16 protein-coding genes are annotated in these 18,177 nt (G+C 58.4%); 11 read left to right on the top strand and 5 right to left on the bottom strand.

Annotated features, from left to right (window positions below):
* The first annotated feature begins 36 nt into the window (after positions 1-36).
* Both J7382_RS00080 and J7382_RS00075 read left to right on the top strand, forming a co-directional pair.
* Positions 37-855: an ABC transporter ATP-binding protein gene (locus J7382_RS00080; protein ID WP_209066328.1), complete on the top strand. Its 819-nt coding sequence runs from the start codon at positions 37-39 to the stop codon at positions 853-855.
* Positions 856-1,015: 160 nt separating this feature from the next.
* Entirely contained in the window at positions 1,016-2,236 is a 1,221-nt protein-coding gene (locus tag J7382_RS00075) for an AMP-binding protein (protein WP_209066327.1), read from the top strand.
* Positions 2,237-2,283: 47 nt separating this feature from the next.
* Here J7382_RS00075 and J7382_RS00070 read toward each other — a convergent pair whose 3' ends face one another.
* Positions 2,284-3,537, bottom strand: a complete 1,254-nt coding sequence (locus J7382_RS00070; RefSeq protein WP_209066326.1) for a DNA polymerase IV — start codon at positions 3,535-3,537, stop codon at positions 2,284-2,286.
* 41 nt (positions 3,538-3,578) lie between these two features.
* Between J7382_RS00070 and J7382_RS00065 the strand changes: the two genes are divergently transcribed.
* Entirely contained in the window at positions 3,579-4,058 is a 480-nt protein-coding gene (locus tag J7382_RS00065; protein WP_058239874.1) for an NUDIX hydrolase, read from the top strand.
* A 25-nt stretch (positions 4,059-4,083) separates the two neighbouring features.
* Here J7382_RS00065 and pyrF read toward each other — a convergent pair whose 3' ends face one another.
* Together pyrF and J7382_RS00055 are read right to left on the bottom strand one after the other, a co-directional pair.
* Positions 4,084-4,803, bottom strand: coding sequence for an orotidine-5'-phosphate decarboxylase (gene pyrF / locus J7382_RS00060; RefSeq protein WP_209066325.1), 720 nt, complete (start codon positions 4,801-4,803; stop codon positions 4,084-4,086).
* Positions 4,804-4,958: 155 nt separating this feature from the next.
* Entirely contained in the window at positions 4,959-5,279 is a 321-nt protein-coding gene (locus J7382_RS00055; protein WP_144432552.1) for a hypothetical protein, read from the bottom strand.
* A 211-nt stretch (positions 5,280-5,490) separates the two neighbouring features.
* On the opposite strand from J7382_RS00055, the gene clpB reads away from it, so the two are divergent.
* The 7 genes from clpB to J7382_RS00020 all read left to right on the top strand — a co-directional run bounded on the left by clpB (position 5,491) and on the right by J7382_RS00020 (position 15,682).
* The gene (gene clpB, locus J7382_RS00050) at positions 5,491-8,106 is read left to right on the top strand and encodes an ATP-dependent chaperone ClpB (protein WP_209067517.1); all 2,616 of its coding nucleotides are present in this window, start codon (positions 5,491-5,493) and stop codon (positions 8,104-8,106) included.
* 79 nt (positions 8,107-8,185) lie between these two features.
* Complete coding sequence (dgt, locus tag J7382_RS00045) at positions 8,186-9,580, top strand: dGTP triphosphohydrolase (RefSeq protein WP_247744765.1); 1,395 nt, start codon at positions 8,186-8,188, stop codon at positions 9,578-9,580.
* A 104-nt stretch (positions 9,581-9,684) separates the two neighbouring features.
* Positions 9,685-10,359: an HAD family phosphatase gene (locus tag J7382_RS00040; protein WP_209066324.1), complete on the top strand. Its 675-nt coding sequence runs from the start codon at positions 9,685-9,687 to the stop codon at positions 10,357-10,359.
* 86 nt (positions 10,360-10,445) lie between these two features.
* Positions 10,446-11,939 carry an FMN-binding glutamate synthase family protein gene (locus tag J7382_RS00035; protein WP_209067510.1) on the top strand — a complete coding sequence of 498 codons (1,494 nt, stop codon included), beginning with the start codon at positions 10,446-10,448 and terminating at the stop codon, positions 11,937-11,939.
* Positions 11,940-12,068: 129 nt separating this feature from the next.
* Positions 12,069-12,971, top strand: coding sequence for a protein-methionine-sulfoxide reductase catalytic subunit MsrP (gene msrP / locus J7382_RS00030; protein ID WP_209066323.1), 903 nt, complete (start codon positions 12,069-12,071; stop codon positions 12,969-12,971).
* Positions 12,972-12,978: 7 nt separating this feature from the next.
* The gene (gene msrQ / locus J7382_RS00025) at positions 12,979-13,602 is read left to right on the top strand and encodes a protein-methionine-sulfoxide reductase heme-binding subunit MsrQ (RefSeq protein ID WP_209066322.1); all 624 of its coding nucleotides are present in this window, start codon (positions 12,979-12,981) and stop codon (positions 13,600-13,602) included.
* A gap of 124 nt (positions 13,603-13,726) precedes the next feature.
* A complete protein-coding gene (locus J7382_RS00020; RefSeq protein ID WP_348539982.1) occupies positions 13,727-15,682 on the top strand; it encodes a methyl-accepting chemotaxis protein in 1,956 nt (651 codons plus the stop codon).
* A 48-nt stretch (positions 15,683-15,730) separates the two neighbouring features.
* Here J7382_RS00020 and J7382_RS00015 read toward each other — a convergent pair whose 3' ends face one another.
* The gene (locus J7382_RS00015) at positions 15,731-16,618 is read right to left on the bottom strand and encodes an AraC family transcriptional regulator (protein ID WP_209066320.1); all 888 of its coding nucleotides are present in this window, start codon (positions 16,616-16,618) and stop codon (positions 15,731-15,733) included.
* 271 nt (positions 16,619-16,889) lie between these two features.
* Here J7382_RS00015 and J7382_RS00010 point away from each other — a divergent pair, with 271 nt between their 5' ends.
* Positions 16,890-17,621, top strand: coding sequence for an SDR family oxidoreductase (locus tag J7382_RS00010; protein ID WP_209066319.1), 732 nt, complete (start codon positions 16,890-16,892; stop codon positions 17,619-17,621).
* Positions 17,622-17,970: 349 nt separating this feature from the next.
* On the opposite strand, the gene J7382_RS00005 is transcribed toward J7382_RS00010, so the two are convergent.
* Positions 17,971-18,177 (bottom strand): hypothetical protein (locus tag J7382_RS00005; RefSeq protein ID WP_209066318.1); only part of this gene is annotated, 207 nt, incomplete at its 5' end.

Raw genomic sequence — 18,177 nt, 5'->3', positions numbered from 1 at the left:
CCGGAGCACCCTGAAAGCGAGAGAAAGACAACGCATATGCTTGACGCTGGTCGCACCGAAGAGACCCTGCTGGAGGTCAACAATATCGAGGTGATCTACAATCACGTGATCCTCGTTCTCAAAGGCGTGAGCCTGTCTGTGCCCAAGGGCGGCATCACCGCGTTGCTGGGCGGCAATGGCGCAGGCAAGACCACCACGCTCAAAGCCATCTCCAACCTGCTGCATTCTGAACGCGGCGAGGTGACCAAAGGCTCCATCAATTACCGGGGTGAACCGGTAGCTGATCTGGATCCTGCCGCATTGGTGAAAAAAGGCGTCATCCAGGTGATGGAAGGTCGGCACTGTTTTGAACATCTGACCGTAGAAGAGAACCTGCTGACCGGGGCCTATACCCGCAGCGGCGGCGATGTCGCCGCAGATCTCGAAATGGTGTACAACTATTTCCCACGTCTGAAGACACGCCGCAAATCGCAGGCTGGTTATACCTCTGGCGGCGAGCAACAGATGGTGGCCATTGGCCGTGCGCTGATGAGCCGTCCGGAGTGCATCTTGCTGGATGAACCTTCCATGGGGCTTGCACCTCAGTTGGTGGAGGAAATCTTCAACATCGTGAAGGAGCTTAACGAAAAGGAAGGCAACACTTTCCTGCTCGCTGAACAGAATACCAACGTTGCTCTGCGCTTTGCCCATTATGGCTACATTCTGGAAAGCGGACGTGTGGTTATGGATGGCCCTGCAGCAGAGCTGCGCGAAAATCCAGATGTGAAGGAATTCTACCTGGGCATGTCTGACGATGGTCGCAAATCCTTCCGCGATGTGCGGTCTTACCGTCGTCGCAAACGTTGGCTGAGCTGACACCTGACTTGCGTGAAACGGCGACAGGCTCGGTTTCACGTTTCCCTCCCCCCGCTGGGGCACTCTCACGACCGCCGTTCCGCGCTGACTCAGAGGCAGCGGCCTGGCGTATCTTTGCCACATCACCGCAGTGGCGCGAGTACAAACAAAGGATGGCACCATGAGCCGCTTTTTTGACGACCTGGAAACCCGCAGCGCCGATCAGCGCGCCGCCGATGTGGCTGCTGCTTTGCCCGCACAGATCGCGCGGGCCAAAGCCTTACCGGGGTTTTCGTCCAGTTTGTCATCCGTCGATTCTGCGACGATCACCTCTGTAGAGGCCCTGGCCGGGCTGCCGGTTCTGCGCAAATCCGAATTGGGCGCCGCGCAGAAAGCCAACGGTCCGTTGGGCGGGTTTGCTGATCTCAGCAATCCCAATATCGTGCATGTTTTCCAATCGCCCGGCCCAATCTATGAACCCGGTGGCCAGACCTCGGATTGGTTCCGCTTTGGCCGTGTGCTGCATGCGGTGGGGATTGGCGCGGATGATATTGTTCAGAACTGTTTTTCTTACCATCTCACCCCGGCAGGCATGATGTTTGAGAGTGGGGCGCGTGCGGTGGGCGCTAAGGTTTTGCCCGCCGGTGTGGGGCAGACTGAAATGCAGGTGCGCGCGGCGGCCGATATCGGCACCACCGCCTATGCAGGCACGCCAGACTATCTCAAGATCATTTTGGACAAGGCCGAGGAGATGGGCGAAAAGCTCGCAATCACCAAAGCCACAGTGGGCGGTGGCGCATTGTTCCCCTCGCTGCGTCAGGAATATGCGGATCGGGGCATCACCTGTCTGCAGGGCTATGGCACCGCGGATCTGGGATCCATCGCCTATGAATCAGAGGCTATGGAAGGCATGATCATTGATGAAGGCGTGATTGTGGAAATCGTCACGCCCGGTACAGGCACACCCGTGGCCCCTGGCGAAGTGGGTGAAGTGCTCGTGACCACTCTCAACCCGGATTACCCGCTTGTGCGCTTTGCCACTGGCGACCTCTCCGCCATCCTCCCTGGGCAAAGCCCCTGTGGACGGACAAACATGCGCATCAAAGGTTGGATGGGTCGCGCAGACCAAACCGCCAAGATCAAAGGCATGTTTGTCCGTCCAGAGCAGGTGGCTGCGCTTGTGGCAAAACATGAAGAAGTGTCCAAGGCCCGCGTGATTGCGACCCGCTCCGGTGAGATGGATGTAATGACGGTGCAGATTGAAAGCACCGGTGGCGATGCGCAGGCCTATGGCGCATCGGTGGCAGATGCGCTCAAACTTAAGGGACAGATTGAGATCGTCGCGCCGGGCACCCTGCCCAAAGACGGCATCGTGATCGAAGATCAGCGTAAGTACGACTGAAGCACTCCCCCCCGTGGTGGGTGCGCCGCTGGCCGCGTTGACATCCCTCAACGCATCGCGCGGCCTTTGACAATCGCATCCGCCCCAAAGCGCGCCCGGATTGCATCCGTGGCGCGCTCTGCTTTGGCGCGCTGGCTGGCCTGAGGATCCAGCAAATCCCCAGAAAGGTCTGCCTGTGTGGCTGGCACCAGATCCGCCAAACCCACACCAATCAACCGATAGGGCCCCTCATTGCCAACCTGATCAAACAGGCCGCGCGCTGTGCGATAGAGGGTATCCGCCATTTGCGTGGCATCGCGCAGGCTGACACGTCGGCTGATGCTGCTGAAATTGGCACGTTTGAGTTTGAGCGTGACGACGCGCCCGGCAAGATCCTTGGCTTTGGCGCGGTCGCTGACCTTTTCTGACAGCCGCCACAGATGCCCGTCCAGAATATCGAGACTGGCGGTGTCTTCATAGAATGTGGTCTCGTTGCTGATGCTTTTCATCGGTGTATGGGCCGAGATCTTGCGCTTGTCCTGTCCGCGCGCCAGATGCCACAAACGATAACCCGTATTGCCAAACCGGGCGATCAAATCCTGCTGATCCCACCGCAGCAGGTCGGTGAAGGTGCGAATGCCCGCCCGTTCCAGGCTGTCGCGCGCCACCGGACCAATGCCCCAGATCAGGCCAACGGGTTTGTCCGCCAAAAAGGCGCTGGTCTCTGCCTCGCCAATCACCGAAAAGCCGCGCGGCTTGTCCAGATCGCTCGCCACTTTGGAAAGAAATTTGTTGTGGGACAGCCCGATCGAGCCGGTCACGCCCAACTCGTCTTTCATGCGTTTGGTCAGCCGGGCCAGCATCACCGCTGGCGGGGCACCATGTAGTTTGGCCGTGCCGCTCATATCCAGAAAGGCTTCGTCCAGCGACAGGGGTTCTATCACCGGGGTCAGTTCATCCATCATTTTGCGAATGGCCCGGCTGACCTCCACATAGACATCCATGCGCGGTTTGATCACCACAGCATCCGGGCAGAGCTTGAGCGCCTGAAACATCGGCATGGCGCTGCGCACGCCACGAATGCGCGCCACGTAACAGGCGGTGGAGACCACGCCGCGTTTGCCGCCGCCGATGATCACGGGCTTGTCAATCAAATCCGGGTTATCGCGCTTCTCCACACTTGCATAAAACGCGTCGCAATCCATATGCGCTATAGACAGAGAAAACAGCTCCGGATGGGCTGTCACTCGAAAGCTACCACAGTTTGGACATCTTTTTGTGGTTTCCAATTCGTTAAGACAATCGCGGCATACTGCTGGCATTGGGCACCTTCGCACGGAACAGGCTTCACACGGAACAGGCCATGACTATAGCATTTCACACACTACCTGACAGGGCTTATCGCGGCGCCAAGCTGATCCTGTTTGTGGGGGATAAACTGGTCACGGTGCTGCGCGATGACAAGCCTGATATCCCTTGGCCAGCCTATTGGGATTTCCCCGGCGGCGGGCGTGAGGGCAATGAATCCGGTCTCTGTTGTGCGCTGCGCGAAACCCGCGAGGAAATTGGCCTCAACCTGTCAGAGGGTGATGTGGTCTGGGCCCGCCGCTATCAGCGGCACGATCACTTCACGTGGTTTTTTGCCGCCCAGCTTCCGGCCTCCGCGGCACAGCGTATTGTGCTGGGCGATGAGGGGCAGCGCTGGACGCTGATGTCCCCTCAGGTCTACCTGACCCATCCCAGAGGCATTCCGCATTTTCAGGCGCGGCTTGCGGATTTCATTGCCGCCACCGACCGGTTTGAGCCCAGCCGCTATCAGGTGCCACTGGCCGCCTGCGCCTGACGCAGACAGCCTGTGATGTTGTGGATCAACGGTTGGGCTGACGCGCCTGTGCAGAGGCCAGCTCGCTGACAATCGCCTCGGCGGCGGCACGCGGATCTTCCGCGGTCCAGACCGGGCGGCCCACCACAATGTGATCTGCCCCATCGGCAACCGCATTGGCCGGCGTGGCCACACGTTTCTGATCGCCAAGCGCGGCCCCCGCCGGGCGCACACCCGGCGTCACGATCAGACGCCCTTCGGCCTCTGGCAGGGCCCGGATCAAAGCGGCTTCCTGAGGGGAGGCAATCACGCCATCGGCCCCGGCGTCAAAGGCCCGCCCCGCACGTTCCTGCACCAGATCCCGGATTGCGCCCTCTTTGATCATGCAATTGTCCAGATCGCTGCGGTCCAGAGAGGTCAGGATGGTGACGCCCAGAATTTTCAGATTGCTTCCGGCAGCGCCCTGTTTGGCGGCGGCCACCACATGCGGGTCGCCATGCACAGTCAGGAAATCCAGATCAAACTGCGCCAGCCCCCGCACGGCGGCCTCAACCGTGGCACCAATGTCAAACAGCTTCATATCCAGAAAGATCCGCTTGCCATGCTCATCTTTCAGCTCATTGGCCAATGCCAGCCCGCCACCGGTGAGCATTCCCAGTCCGATCTTGTAGAAAGACACGGTGTCACCAAGGGTCTCGGCAAGCTTCAAACCCTCCAGGGCATTGGGCACATCAAGGGCTACGATCAGGCGGTCGTCTGAACTCATGGGGGTCTCCAGCGGTTTCAGGGTGGCAAAAAGCAAACGGGCGCTTCCTACCGCCTTCCCCTGTGTCGGGCAAGCCTTGGCACAGAGGTTTTGCAGGGATTTTAACGCAAAACGGCCCCGCATGGGGGCTGTTTGAGAGTACATATGGGGTCGTGTCAGCCCTCGTTGGGCAAAATACCAGGCGCAAAAGATACCTCTTCGCGCCCCGTGCGGATCTCGGGCATCCGCCGCAATTGGCGCAGGGCATCTCGGATAAAGGCCAGACGGCGCGCGCCTTTAGACTGTTCTTCCTCAGCGGGCACATTGCACAGCAGTCTCACATCACGGGCATCACAGCTGAGGCTGACCATCGCGGAGAATTCTCCAAGGGTCTGGCGGTAGGTGGGGTTAGAGATCTGGATGTCGGTCACATGCATGCTGTGCCCTTTCTTGGTCGTTCTGAGTGGTGCAATGAACATGCCGCTGAAATGGGGCAAAATTTGTCCAAGACTAGGGGGATTTTTAGGGCCATTTGCCCCCTTGGTATTGGAGCATGGGTCAAACCTCTAAAAACCTGATGAATTTACGTTCTGACAGTCTTGATCTGATTGGATATGGGTCCCACATCTATGCTGAGGCCCGAACCGGGGCGTGCCGCAAAGCGGGCGCCATGACCAGAAACGGGCGCTTATGAGAAGGAGAATGACCATGGACTTGAGCAAGTTCACGGAGCGGTCGCGCGGTTTTATTCAAGCCGCTCAAACGATTGCCATGCGGGAAAATCACCAGCGTCTGGTGCCCGAACATATTCTGAAAGCATTGATGGACGATGATCAGGGGCTCGCCGCCAATCTGATCAACCGCGCTGGCGGTGATGCCGCTCAGGTGCGCGCCACGGTGGATGCCGCGGTGGACAAACAACCACAGGTGTCCGGTGACACTGGCCAGCCTTATCTGGATAACACCTCCGCCAAAGTGCTTTCTGAGGCCGAAAGCCTCGCCAAGAAAGCCGGTGATAGCTTTGTCCCGGTAGAGCGTATTCTGATGGCGCTTGTGATGGTGAAATCCAAAGCCTGCGATGCGCTTGAGGCCGGTAATGTCACCGCCAAAGCGCTCAACGCGGCCATCAACGACATTCGCAAAGGCCGCACCGCAGACAGCGCGTCTGCCGAAGATGGCTATGAGGCGCTCAAGAAATACGCCCAGGATCTGACTGAGCGCGCCAGCGAAGGCAAAATCGATCCGATCATTGGGCGCGACGATGAAATACGCCGTGCCATGCAGGTGCTGAGCCGCCGTACCAAAAACAATCCGGTGCTGATCGGGGAGCCCGGCGTGGGGAAAACCGCGATTGCCGAGGGCATGGCCCTGCGCATCGTGAATGGCGATGTGCCGGAGTCCCTGCGCAACAAAAAGCTGCTGGCGCTGGACATGGGCGCGCTGATTGCGGGCGCAAAATACCGGGGTGAATTTGAGGAACGGCTTAAGGCGGTTCTGACCGAAGTGACCGAGGCCGCAGGCGAAATCATCCTCTTCATTGATGAGATGCACACTCTTGTGGGCGCGGGCAAATCGGACGGCGCGATGGATGCGGCCAATCTGATCAAACCTGCGCTGGCGCGTGGTGAGCTGCACTGTATCGGCGCGACCACGCTGGATGAATACCGCAAATATGTGGAGAAAGACGCGGCGCTTGCGCGGCGTTTCCAACCGGTTGTGGTCGAAGAGCCCACCGTGGAAGATACGATTTCCATCCTGCGCGGCATCAAGGAGAAGTATGAGCTGCACCACGGCGTACGCATCTCGGATGCGGCGCTGGTGGCGGCCTCCACTCTCAGCCACCGCTACATCACCGATCGCTTCCTGCCGGACAAGGCCATCGACCTTGTGGACGAGGCCGCCTCTCGCCTGCGTATGGAAGTGGACAGCAAACCCGAGGAGCTCGACGCGCTTGACCGTCAGATCCTGCAATTGCAGATCGAGGAACAGGCGCTCCAGCTTGAGGATGATGCAGCCTCTGTGGACCGTCTGGAAACCCTGCAGAAAGACCTTGCCGATCTTCAGGAGAAATCCGCCGAACTGACCGCCAAATGGCAGGCCGGGCGCGATAAGCTCGCCTCCGCGCAGCATATCAAAGAAGCGCTGGAAAAGGCGCGTGCCGATCTCGATATCGCCAAACGTGCAGGCAATCTCGCCCGCGCAGGTGAGCTGTCGTATGGTGTGATCCCGGATCTGGAGAAACAGCTGGAGGCGGCAGAAAGCGCCGAAGGTGAAATGACGGTGGAAGAGGCCGTACGTCCTGAACAGATTGCTCAGGTGGTCGAACGCTGGACCGGTATTCCAACCTCCAAGATGCTGGAAGGGGAGCGTGAAAAACTCCTGCGTATGGAGGATGACCTGCACCGCCGCGTGATTGGTCAGCATTCCGCGGTCACAGCGCTGTCCAATGCGGTGCGCCGTGCGCGTGCGGGCCTCAATGATGAAAACCGCCCCCTTGGCAGCTTCCTCTTCCTCGGCCCGACAGGCGTGGGGAAAACCGAGCTCACCAAGGCCGTGGCCGACTTCCTCTTTGATGATGACAGCGCCATGGTGCGCATCGACATGTCCGAATTCATGGAGAAACACGCGGTCGCCCGCCTGATCGGCGCGCCTCCCGGCTATGTCGGCTATGACGAAGGTGGCGTGCTGACAGAGGCCGTGCGCCGCCGCCCTTATCAGGTGGTGCTGTTTGATGAGGTCGAGAAAGCCCACCCGGATGTCTTCAACGTGCTCCTTCAGGTGCTCGATGATGGGGTGCTGACCGACGGTCAGGGCCGCACGGTAGATTTCAAACAAACGCTGATCATCCTCACCTCCAACCTTGGCGCTCAGGCGCTTAGCCAGTTGCCCGAAGGCGCGGATGCGTCTGACGCGCGGCGCGATGTGATGGATGCGGTGCGGGCCCACTTCCGCCCCGAATTCCTCAACCGTCTGGATGAGACCATCATCTTTGACCGCCTCGCGCGCGCCGATATGGATGGCATCGTCGAGATCCAGCTCGCCCGCCTGAAGAAACGTCTCGCAGGGCGTAAAATTGGCATCGAGCTTGACGAAGGCGCGCAGAAATGGCTCGCTGATGAAGGCTACGATCCGGTCTTTGGGGCACGTCCGCTCAAACGCGTGATCCAGCGCGCCCTGCAAAACCCGCTGGCCGAGGCGCTTCTGGCGGGCGACGTGAAAGACGGCGACACCATCCCGGTCAGCGCCGGGGCGGAGGGGCTGATCATCGGCGACCGCCTTGGCACCTCAGGGCAGCCCAAACCCGACGATGCGGTTGTGCATTGATCCAGGACATATCTAATAAGAAGGTCCGCTGTTTCGGCGGGCCTTTTTCATAAGAACAACAAGAACCACAGGGGCAGGCATGGCACAGACAATGGATTGGCAGACGCTGCTGAATACGGAACGTCCGGGCAAACCGGGGCGGGCCGAAGATCCGGGCCGCCCGAACTACACGCAGGACGCAGATCGCATCACCTTCTCCGCGCCCTTCCGGCGGCTTGCCAACAAAACGCAGGTCCATCCGCTTTATGCCAATGACCACCTGCGCCACCGCATGATCCATTCTTCCGAGGTGGCCAGCGTGGGCCGCAATCTGGGCATGCAGGTGGGGCACTGGCTGGAAGAAGAGCGCGAGATCAAACCCGGCGAAGCCCATAAGATTGCGGGCGTCATTCACGCCGCCTGTCTGGCCCATGACATCGGCAACCCGCCCTTTGGCCATTCCGGCGAAGCCACCATTGGCGCGTGGTTCAAGCAGCAGTTTGAAAGGTCCGAAGGCCTGTTCAAGGGCGTGGATGAGGCGCTCTGGGAAGAGTTCATCAAGTTTGAGGGCAACGCCCAAGGCTACCGCATCCTCACCCGTCTCGAAATGTATCGCGGCAAACGCGGAATGGATCTCACCCATGCCGTGATTGGCGCGTTCACAAAATACCCCATGTCGGCAAGCAGTTCCAAGGCGATCAAAGACGCCAAAGCGGCGACAGGCATCGCACCCGCCGACGTCAAAAAGCACATCTATGCGGGGGCCAAGAAGTTTGGCTTTTTCGAAGATGAACGGAACATCTTTGCCACCACCGCCAACGCGCTGGGCCTGATTGAAGAGAAAGACCCGGACGGCAGAAGCTGGTGGCGGCGGCATCCGCTGGTCTTCCTCGTCGAGGCCGCAGATGACATTTGCTACAATATTGTCGATCTCGAAGACGGGTTCACCGCCGGGGATCTCAGTTTTGCCAAGGTGAAGGGGCTGTTGCTCGATCTCATCGAGAATAAGCCGAACGATCAATCCGGTTTCACCGAGTACGAGCAGATCAGCCATCTGCGTGCCATGGCAATTGGCAGCGCCATCGGCGCCTGTGTCGAGGCGTTCAAAACAAATTACACCGACATCATGGCTGGTCGCTATTCCGGCGAGTTGATGGATGACTCAGCCCTTGGCCCACAATTTCGCGCAATCCGCACATTGGCGAGCGAACAGCTGTTTACTGCGCCCCGCAAAACCAAACTCGAGGTACGCGGCCGCAATCTGATTTTCTCTGTGCTGGATGGCATTCTCCCGGCCTACACCGCCTTGAAAGAGGCAGGCTGGCGCGAAGCCGATTTGCCGGCCTATGAAAAGCAACTGGTGCGCGCCGTCGGCCTCGACCTGCGTGAGGTCAACAGCAACTACACCGCCCTGCACGCCATGACGGATTTTGTCTCAGGCATGACAGATCGCTACGCCGTTGAAACCGCCAAATTGCTTTCTGGCACGGCATAGGCGCTGGGGGTCTGGGGGCGACCATTATCGGGTGTTACATGGCTGACATTGCTGCACTATAAAGCTTTGGAGATACCTGCATGTTTCCAAGAGCGTTTGTGACAATGACCTTCCCTCCCGAGCTTGTCCTTTTTGATTGTGATGGCGTGCTGGTCGATAGTGAGCGGCTGACCAATCAGGTGATTCAACGCAATCTCAACGCGCGGGGGCTGTCCGTTCCCGAGGAAGAGATCATCACGTTTTTTGTCGGGGGCACCATGCAGGGCGTCTATGAGACCGCTCTTGCTAGAGGTGCACAGCTCGAAGACCACTGGGTTGAGCACATTTATAAAGAGGTGTTTGACACGCTTGCCAAAGGGGTGGCCCCGATCCCCGGCATTGTCGATGTCCTGGATCAGTTGGATCAGGCCGCCATTCCCTATGCCGTTTGCTCCAACGGTCCACATGCCAAAATGGAAATCACGCTCACAGGCTGCGGTCTCAAATCGCGCTTTGAGGGGCGGATCTATTCTCGTGAGGATGTCCCCACGCCCAAACCGGCGCCGGATATCTATTTGCACGCCGCGCGCATCGCCGGGGTGGCACCGGTGCGTTGTGTGGTGATTGAAGACAGCCCAAATGGTGCAACAGCCGGCAAAGCGGCAGGCATGTACACGCTGGGCTATACCGCAGAGATGTCTGCTGCGCGGTTGGCCCCAATCTGTGATCAGCTTTTTGAGGACATGCGTGCGCTTCCCGCGATTTTGAAATGTCCCACACACCTGCGTGCGGTGACGTGACTTGCGCTCGCGCGTTTTGGGGATCACTTTAGCCGCAACGCGCCAGCCGATCCAAATCACGAAGGAGCCCGCCGATGGAAACCACAATGGAAACCGCCTTTGATGTGGTGGAATTTCTCGGCCTGACCTTTGTGGTCATTTTTGCCCTGCTCATCGCCGTTGCGATCGTGCTGTTCATCATCGACCGCAACCAGACCGGGGACGCCATCCGCCGCAACTATCCGGTCATCGGGCGCTTTCGTCATATCTTCTCTGAATTGGGTGAGTTCTTCCGGCAGTATTTCTTTGCCATGGATCGTGAGGAACTGCCGTTTAACCGGGCCCAACGCGAATGGGTGGGGCGCGCAGGCGAAGGTCAGTCCAACACGGTGGCCTTTGGTTCGACCCGCAATCTCAACGTGCCGGGCACGCCAATTTTTGTGAATGACCCTTTTCCGCCGCTGGATGATGAATATGCCTGCTCGGAATCGCTGATGATTGGCCCCACGGCGCGCACGCCGTATATGGCCCCTTCCTTTTTCAATATCTCCGGCATGAGCTACGGCGCGCTGTCCAAACCTGCCATTCAGGCGCTCAGCCATGGCGCGGCCAAAGCGGGCGTCTGGCTCAACACCGGCGAAGGCGGCGTCTCGCCGTTTCACTATGAAGGCGGCTGTGATCTTGTGTATCAGATCGGCACGGCGAAATTTGGGGTGCGGGATGAGCACGGCGGGCTGGATGATGGCAAGCTGCGTGAACTGGCCAGCCATGACAAAATCCGCATGTTTGAGGTGAAGATGGCGCAGGGAGCCAAGCCGGGCAAAGGCGGCATCCTGCCCGGCGAGAAGGTCACCGAGGAGATCGCCAAGATCCGAGGCCTGAAAGTGGGGCAGGACGGCATCTCCCCCAACCGCCACCGTGAGATTGATAACTTTGATCACATGCTGGAGTTTCTCGGCCACATTCGCGAAGTCACCGGCAAACCCGTGGGCATCAAAACCGTGGTTGGTACCGAGGCGGTGATGCGAGAGCTGTTTGAAACCATCGCTCGGCGCGGCGCGGATATGGCCCCGGATTTCATCACAATTGATGGTGGCGAAGGTGGCACAGGGGCTGCGCCAATGCCGCTGATGGATCTGGTCGGCATGCCGGTGCGCGAAGCGCTGCCTTTGGTGGCGGATCTACGCGACGAATTTGGCCTGCAGGACCGCATCCGCCTGATTGCCTCAGGCAAGCTGGTGAACCCGGGAGATGTGGCCTGGGCCTTGGCGGCAGGGGCGGATTTTGTGACCTCGGCACGGGGGTTTATGTTTGCGCTGGGCTGTATTCAGGCACTCAAATGCAACAAGAATACCTGCCCAACCGGCATCACCACCCATGATCCGCGCTTTCAGAAAGGGTTGGTAGTGGATCGCAAGGCCCCACGCGTGGCGCGCTATGCACAGGCGCTGGTCAAGGAGGTGGAGGTCATCTCCCATTCGGTCGGCGTGTCTGAGCCGCGCAAGTTGCGCCGCCGCCATGTGCGACTGGTGCAGGCCAACGGGCGGTCTGTGCCTATGAATGAGGTGTTCCCGCGCCCAGAGGCGGTGGCAAAATCCTAGAATCCTGCGCCGTCCGGGCGGTGCAGGGCGGGCAAACATTTCAGTCCGCTTACACCATCGTGACCCCGCGTGGGTGGCGTGAGTCACCTATGCTGCGGTATCACCGGTGCAAAGGCATAGGAGCGACTGATGGCATACCGCTGGAAAAACACCCTGACTCATGAAGATGTGACGCCCAAGTCCGCCTTCCTGAACCGCCGCCAGATCATGGCCGGCATGGCGGGTCTTGGACTGGCGGCCATTGCGCCGAAGGTGCAGGCGTCCACTGATCTGGAGCCGACGCCGCTGGATGTGATCACTCAGTACAACAACTTCTATGAGTTTGGCACGCGCAAGGATGACCCGGCCAAATATGCCCATCAACTGACAACCAAACCCTGGACCGTGACCATTGATGGCATGGTTGATCACCCTGGCGATTATGCCTTTGACGATATCATGTCCCAGATGACGATTGAGGAACGTATCTATCGGTTCCGTTGTGTCGAGGCTTGGTCCATGGTGGTGCCCTGGAATGGGTTTGAGCTAAAGGACTTGCTGGATCTCGCCGGGGTGCAGTCTTCGGCAAAATATGTGGCCTTTGAAACGCTTTATCGCCCCGAGGAAATGCCCGGACAGCGCGCCCCGTTTCTGGAATGGCCCTATGTCGAAGGTCTGCGTCTGGATGAGGCCAACCATCCGCTGACATTGATGGCTACAGGGATCTATGGCGATCCGATGCCCAAACAGAATGGTGCACCGCTGCGTCTGGTGGTGCCTTGGAAATACGGGTTCAAGTCGATCAAATCCATTGTCCGCATCACGCTGACCGACAAAGAGCCGCCTACCAGCTGGAACAAATCGATCCCAAGCGAATACGGCTTTTATTCCAATGTGAACCCGCAGGTGGATCACCCGCGCTGGTCGCAGGCCTCTGAGCGCCCGATTGGCGGCGGTTTCTTTGCCAAACGCATCCCGACGCTGATGTTCAACGGCTACGAAGAAGAGGTCGCAGGGCTCTATGAGGGCATGGACCTGCGCAAGTTCTACTGAGCCCGTGATGGATCGTCTCAACAGATACATTCGCAAAACCCCAAACTGGCTGCTCTATTTGATTGGGGCGGCCTATCCGGCCTGGCTGCTCTATGCGGCGTTTTCGGGCGGTCTGGGGGTTGATCCTGTGAAGGCAATGGAACATGCGCTGGGCAAAACCGGCCTTCAGGTCTTGGTCGCGGTTCTGACCATCTCCCCGCTGCGCCGGTTTGCCAAGATCAACCTGATCAGCTGGCGCCGCGCGTTGGGCGTGATTGGGTTTGCATACATTTTGCTGCACTTTTTGGTCTGGATGGTGCTGGATGTGCAGATCCTCAGCCAAGTCTGGGCCGACATCGTCAAACGCCCCTACATCATTGTGGGCATGGTCTCGCTTATGATCCTGTTGCCCTTGGCACTGACCTCCAACAATTGGTCCGTGCGCAAACTCGGCCCCCGTTGGCGCAAACTGCACAAGGCGACCTATCTCGCCGTGGTATTGGGGGGCATTCACTACCTCATGCAGATCAAGAGCTTTCAGTATGAGCCCTACGTCTATCTGATCGTGATTGTTGGCCTCATCGCCCTGCGCCGCCTGCCCCAAAAGGGCGCCAAACAGGCCCGTAAACCCAGCCGTCCCCGCCCGGCCTGATCGGGCGTTTTTTAAAGGTTCATTTTCCGCGCCGCTTTGTTTCTGCCGCTAAGGCAGCGTTAACGCCCTCCGCCGTAAACCGCGATGAGAAGGCATCGCGACTCATATGCGGAGGAATAAGAATTTGCCCCCCTTCATCCACAAACTCTCAACACGGATCATTGCGCTCGCTGTATTGGCGTTGATGTGTTCGGCAGCGCTGACGCTGATTTCGCAAAATCAGATGCGCCACACCATTGAAGATCGCAGAGATCACGAGCTTCGGAGCATCACCGAAATCGGGATCAGTCTGCTGGGGGATCTTCAGGAGGGCGTGGAGAACGGCCTCTATACGCTGGAGTCCGCACAACAGCTCGCTCGTGAGCGGCTTACGGCGTTTCGTTTTGGCGACGCCGGCTATCTCTATGTGTTTGACAAAGACTATGTGGTGCAGGTGCACCCCTATCGCCCCGAGTTTGTCGGCGTGAACAAGCGCACGCTTGAGGATGTGAACGGGCTGCGGGTTTATGAGCTGCTGCATGACATCGCCTTCAACCAGGGCCATGGCGCGGTGGAGTTCCATTTCAACAAACCCGGCTCTGATGTGCCGGAAGCCAAGATCGGTTACGCCAATCTTTATGAGCCTTGGGGCTGGGTCATTGGCACTGGAGCTTACACGGGGGATACCGAAGCGGAACTGGCCGCCATTCGCAACAAGGCTTTTGCCATCATGGGGGTGATCATGCTGATCATGGGGGCGGCCTCCATCTTCCTGACCCGCAGTGTTACCGGTCCGCTCAACCGTTTGGGCGCGCGGATGGAAAAGCTGGCAGAGGGGGAGACCCAAAGCGACATCCCCTTTGTGGAGACCCAGAACGAGCTGGGGAATATGGCGCGCACCGTTGGTGTGTTCCGTGATACGCTCGTGAAACAGAAAGACATGGAACAACAGCAGAGCCACCATGAGGCGGCGCAAACGGCCATGGTGAAAACCCTGTCGAGCCATCTCTCAAGCCTGTCGCAGGGCGATCTGACGGCCCAGATCGAAACCGCCTTTCCTGAGCCCTACGATCAACTGCGTCGGGATTTCAACAGCTCCATGTCCAAACTCAGCAGCACCATGACCGATGTTGTGGATGCGGCCAGCTCCATCCGCCATGGGTCTGCCGAGATCAGTCAGGCCTCTGATGACCTTTCCAAGCGCACCGAAAGTCAGGCCGCCACGCTGGAAGAGACCGCCGCCGCACTGGATGACATGACCGTTTCTGTCAAAGCCGCCGCCGATGGGGCCCGCAACGTTGAAGCAGCCATGTCCGAAGCACAGCAGGAAGCCGAACAGAGCGAAGCGGTGGTGCAGAGTGCCGTGGCTGCGATGACGGAGATTGAGCAAAGCTCCAGCCAGATTTCCCAAATCGTTTCGGTGATTGACGACATCGCCTTTCAGACCAACCTGCTGGCCTTGAACGCGGGCGTTGAGGCGGCGCGCGCAGGGGACGCCGGACGCGGCTTTGCGGTCGTGGCCTCCGAAGTGCGCAATCTGGCGCACAGCTCTTCTGAAGCGGCGATGGAAATCAAAAAGCTGATCGATGAATCTTCCAAACATGTGCAGCAGGGCGTGGAACTGGTGGGCAAGGGGGGGGAGTCCTTCAACAATATCATCGAACGGGTCGCGCGGATTTCTCAGATGGTGTCTGACATCGCGACAGGCGCCGCAGAGCAATCCATGGGCTTGGGAGAAATCAACTCCGGTGTGACACAGCTCGATCAGGTCACCCAGAAGAATGCCGCTATGGTCGAAGAGGCCACGGCCGCGGGCCATATGCTCAACACCGATGCCCTGCGTCTGGTGGAACTGGTGAATGGCTTCAATATCGATGCAGGGCAGGGGCGCCGCTCCGCCCCGGTGACCCCCGCCAAAGTATCACCGAATGCGGCGGTCAAATCCGCCGCTCAGAAGACTGCGCCGAGCAAAGCGTCCAAGGCAGTCTCCGAAGTTGCGCTGGATGACGGCTGGGAGGAGGCGGCAAAGATCAAGCCTCAGAACAACGTCGGCGCGGCAGCATCAGCGGCGCTGGCCGAAGACACCTGGGCAGACTTTTGATCACAGCAACAAGCTCAAGGATGCGTGCCTTTGCCAAAGAGGCGCGCCTCACACATCAATGGGCACATAGCCCGAGCTCTGCGCCTCTTTGGGGCTGACGTGAAAATGCTTTTTGAATTCGCGGCTGAAATGGGCCGCGTTTTCATACCCAACCCGATGGGCTGCCTCGGCAACGCCCACGCTTCCTTCCAGCAGCAAGCCTTTGGCCCGGCTCAGGCGCGTGGCTTTAAGATATTGCAGTGGCGATGACCCCGTGATGCTCTTGAAGGCGCGAAAGAACACCGGCGCGCTCATCCCGGCTGTGTCGGCCAATGCATCCACCGTGATGTTCTGCGGATAGTGTTCCCGGATGTGCACAATGCTGCGCGACACCCGCTCAAAATGTGAATCCGCTTTGGCCAGCGCCTGAAGCGCGCCGCCATGGGGGCCATTGAGCGCGTGAAACAAAACCTCCCTGACAATGCCCGCGCCCAAAGCCCGGCTTTCGGCCTCAGAGCAGAGCGCGCGCAACAGCCGGTCCACGGCGGCTTTCATATCTGGATCCGCTGGAACCGGGGCCAACCCAAGGGCAGGTCCGCCCACCGGGTCAGCGGAGGCAGGGGGGACCAAAGGGGCAAGATCGCGCAGTTCGACTGTGTCGATATGGATGAACAACCCCAGCAGGGGATCGTCGGGGGTGGCGAAGGTTGCGCAGTCAAACGGGGTGGGCAGGCTGACCACAAGGAAATGGTCAGGGTCATATTCAAAGACGTGATCGCCCAGATAGCCTGTCTTATGCCCCTGCAGGATGAATACGATTCCGGCATTATAGATCAGCGGTGCGCGTGGCACGGCTTCTGTGGACCAGAAGAATTGTACCTGTGGCAATGTGGTGGGCACATAGCCCGCGCCCGGGCTGAAGCCATAGCGCTCTTTGACCTCTTCCAAATACTTCATCGCTGCTCCTGTTGTCCTCAAAACCCCTGTGTGAAGGGCGGTTTCAGAGAGGGTATGACATAAATCATCATGAATGGCGCTTCAAAAGTCGCCCTTTCTGGTCGCATTGATAGGAATGTGCAGGTTTTCGACAGAAACCATCATTCTCTCCGCAGGTCTCCTCGCCTATTTTCTTAGCAACAGACAAGGCGAGGTATCTTGCTGCGCCGCGTCTTCAGGAACAGGTATTAAGGTCAGACATATGGGTCTGACACAAAGAAAGGATCTCTCCATGACCGAAGCAACCAAAGGTCTCGTTGTTATCACTGGCGCAAGCTCCGGCATCGGTGCCGCGATGGCGCAGCGGTTTTCCGAAGCAGGGCACCCTCTGTTGTTGCTCGCGCGTCGCGTAGAAAAAACTGAGGCGCTGAACCTGCCCAATACCCTGTGCCGGAAAGTGGATGTGACCGATGCAACGGCGTTTCGTGACGCGGTCAAGGAAGCAGAGGCAACCTATGGTCCGGTAGAGTGCCTGATCAACAATGCAGGCGTCATGCTGCTTGGTCAGGTGGACACACAGGATCCGATGGAATGGCAGAAAATGTATGACCTGAATGTGGTCGCTCTGCTCAATGGCATGCAGCTTGTGCTGGGGGATATGAAAGCCCGCAAATCGGGCACCATCCTCAACGTGTCTTCCGTGGCTGGCAAGAAAGCTTTCCCAAACCATGCCGCCTATGTGGGCACCAAGTTTGCCGTTTCTGCGATCAGCGAAAACGTCCGCGAAGAAGTGGCGGATCTTGGCGTGCGTGTGATGAGCCTCTGCCCTGGTGCAGTCGATACCGAACTGCTGGGTCATACCACGGATCAGGCGATCATTGATGGCTATGAGGAATGGAAAGACGCCATGGGCGGCGTGCTTGTTGCCGATGACATCGCCCGCACGGCTCTCTTCATGGTGGGGCAGCCCCAGAACGTGAACATCCGCGACGTGGTGATCACCGCTACACGCCAGCAGCCCTAAGAGGCAGCGTCTCTATTGTGTGCTGAGGCCGTCTTTGTTCTGTGAAGGAGCAAAGACGGCTTTTTTGATTCTGCCCATTCGCCCCCCTTTTCTGTTGCGTGAATTTGTTTTGTGCGTTCGCATGGTTGCTTGGGTTGATTGTTCTGCTGCTGTGATACTGCCGGGATACTGCTGTGATACCGACGTTGTAGTTTTGTGTTGCGTTGTGAGTTTGAGGTTTTGGTTTTGATTTTGGTGAGTCTTGTTGGGAGTCGGGTGTGTTTGTTGGTGAGTCTTGGTGATTTGGTTTGTTTTTTGGTGTGTTTTGTGTGTTTGGGCTGTGGGGTTGCTGTCTATTCCCTTGATATTGTTATATTTTTGAGATTTTTTGAAAAAAGGTGGTTTTTGTTTGAAAAAGCGCTTGCGGGTTCTGCGTGATAACCTTAGAACCCCCTTCACCGGCGGCGCTGAGGCGCACAACGGCGGGACGGACTGGACGGAGCGGCGCTTGAGAGTGCTGGTTTGGGAAGGAAGGTTCTGGAAATATTGAGGTGATATCAGCGGGTTGCGCTAGTAA

Origin of the sequence: Shimia sp. R11_0, from assembly GCF_017744035.1 — a bacterium.
Taxonomy (GTDB): domain Bacteria; phylum Pseudomonadota; class Alphaproteobacteria; order Rhodobacterales; family Rhodobacteraceae; genus Shimia; species Shimia marina.
This window is presented reverse-complemented; position numbering and strand designations above follow the sequence as displayed.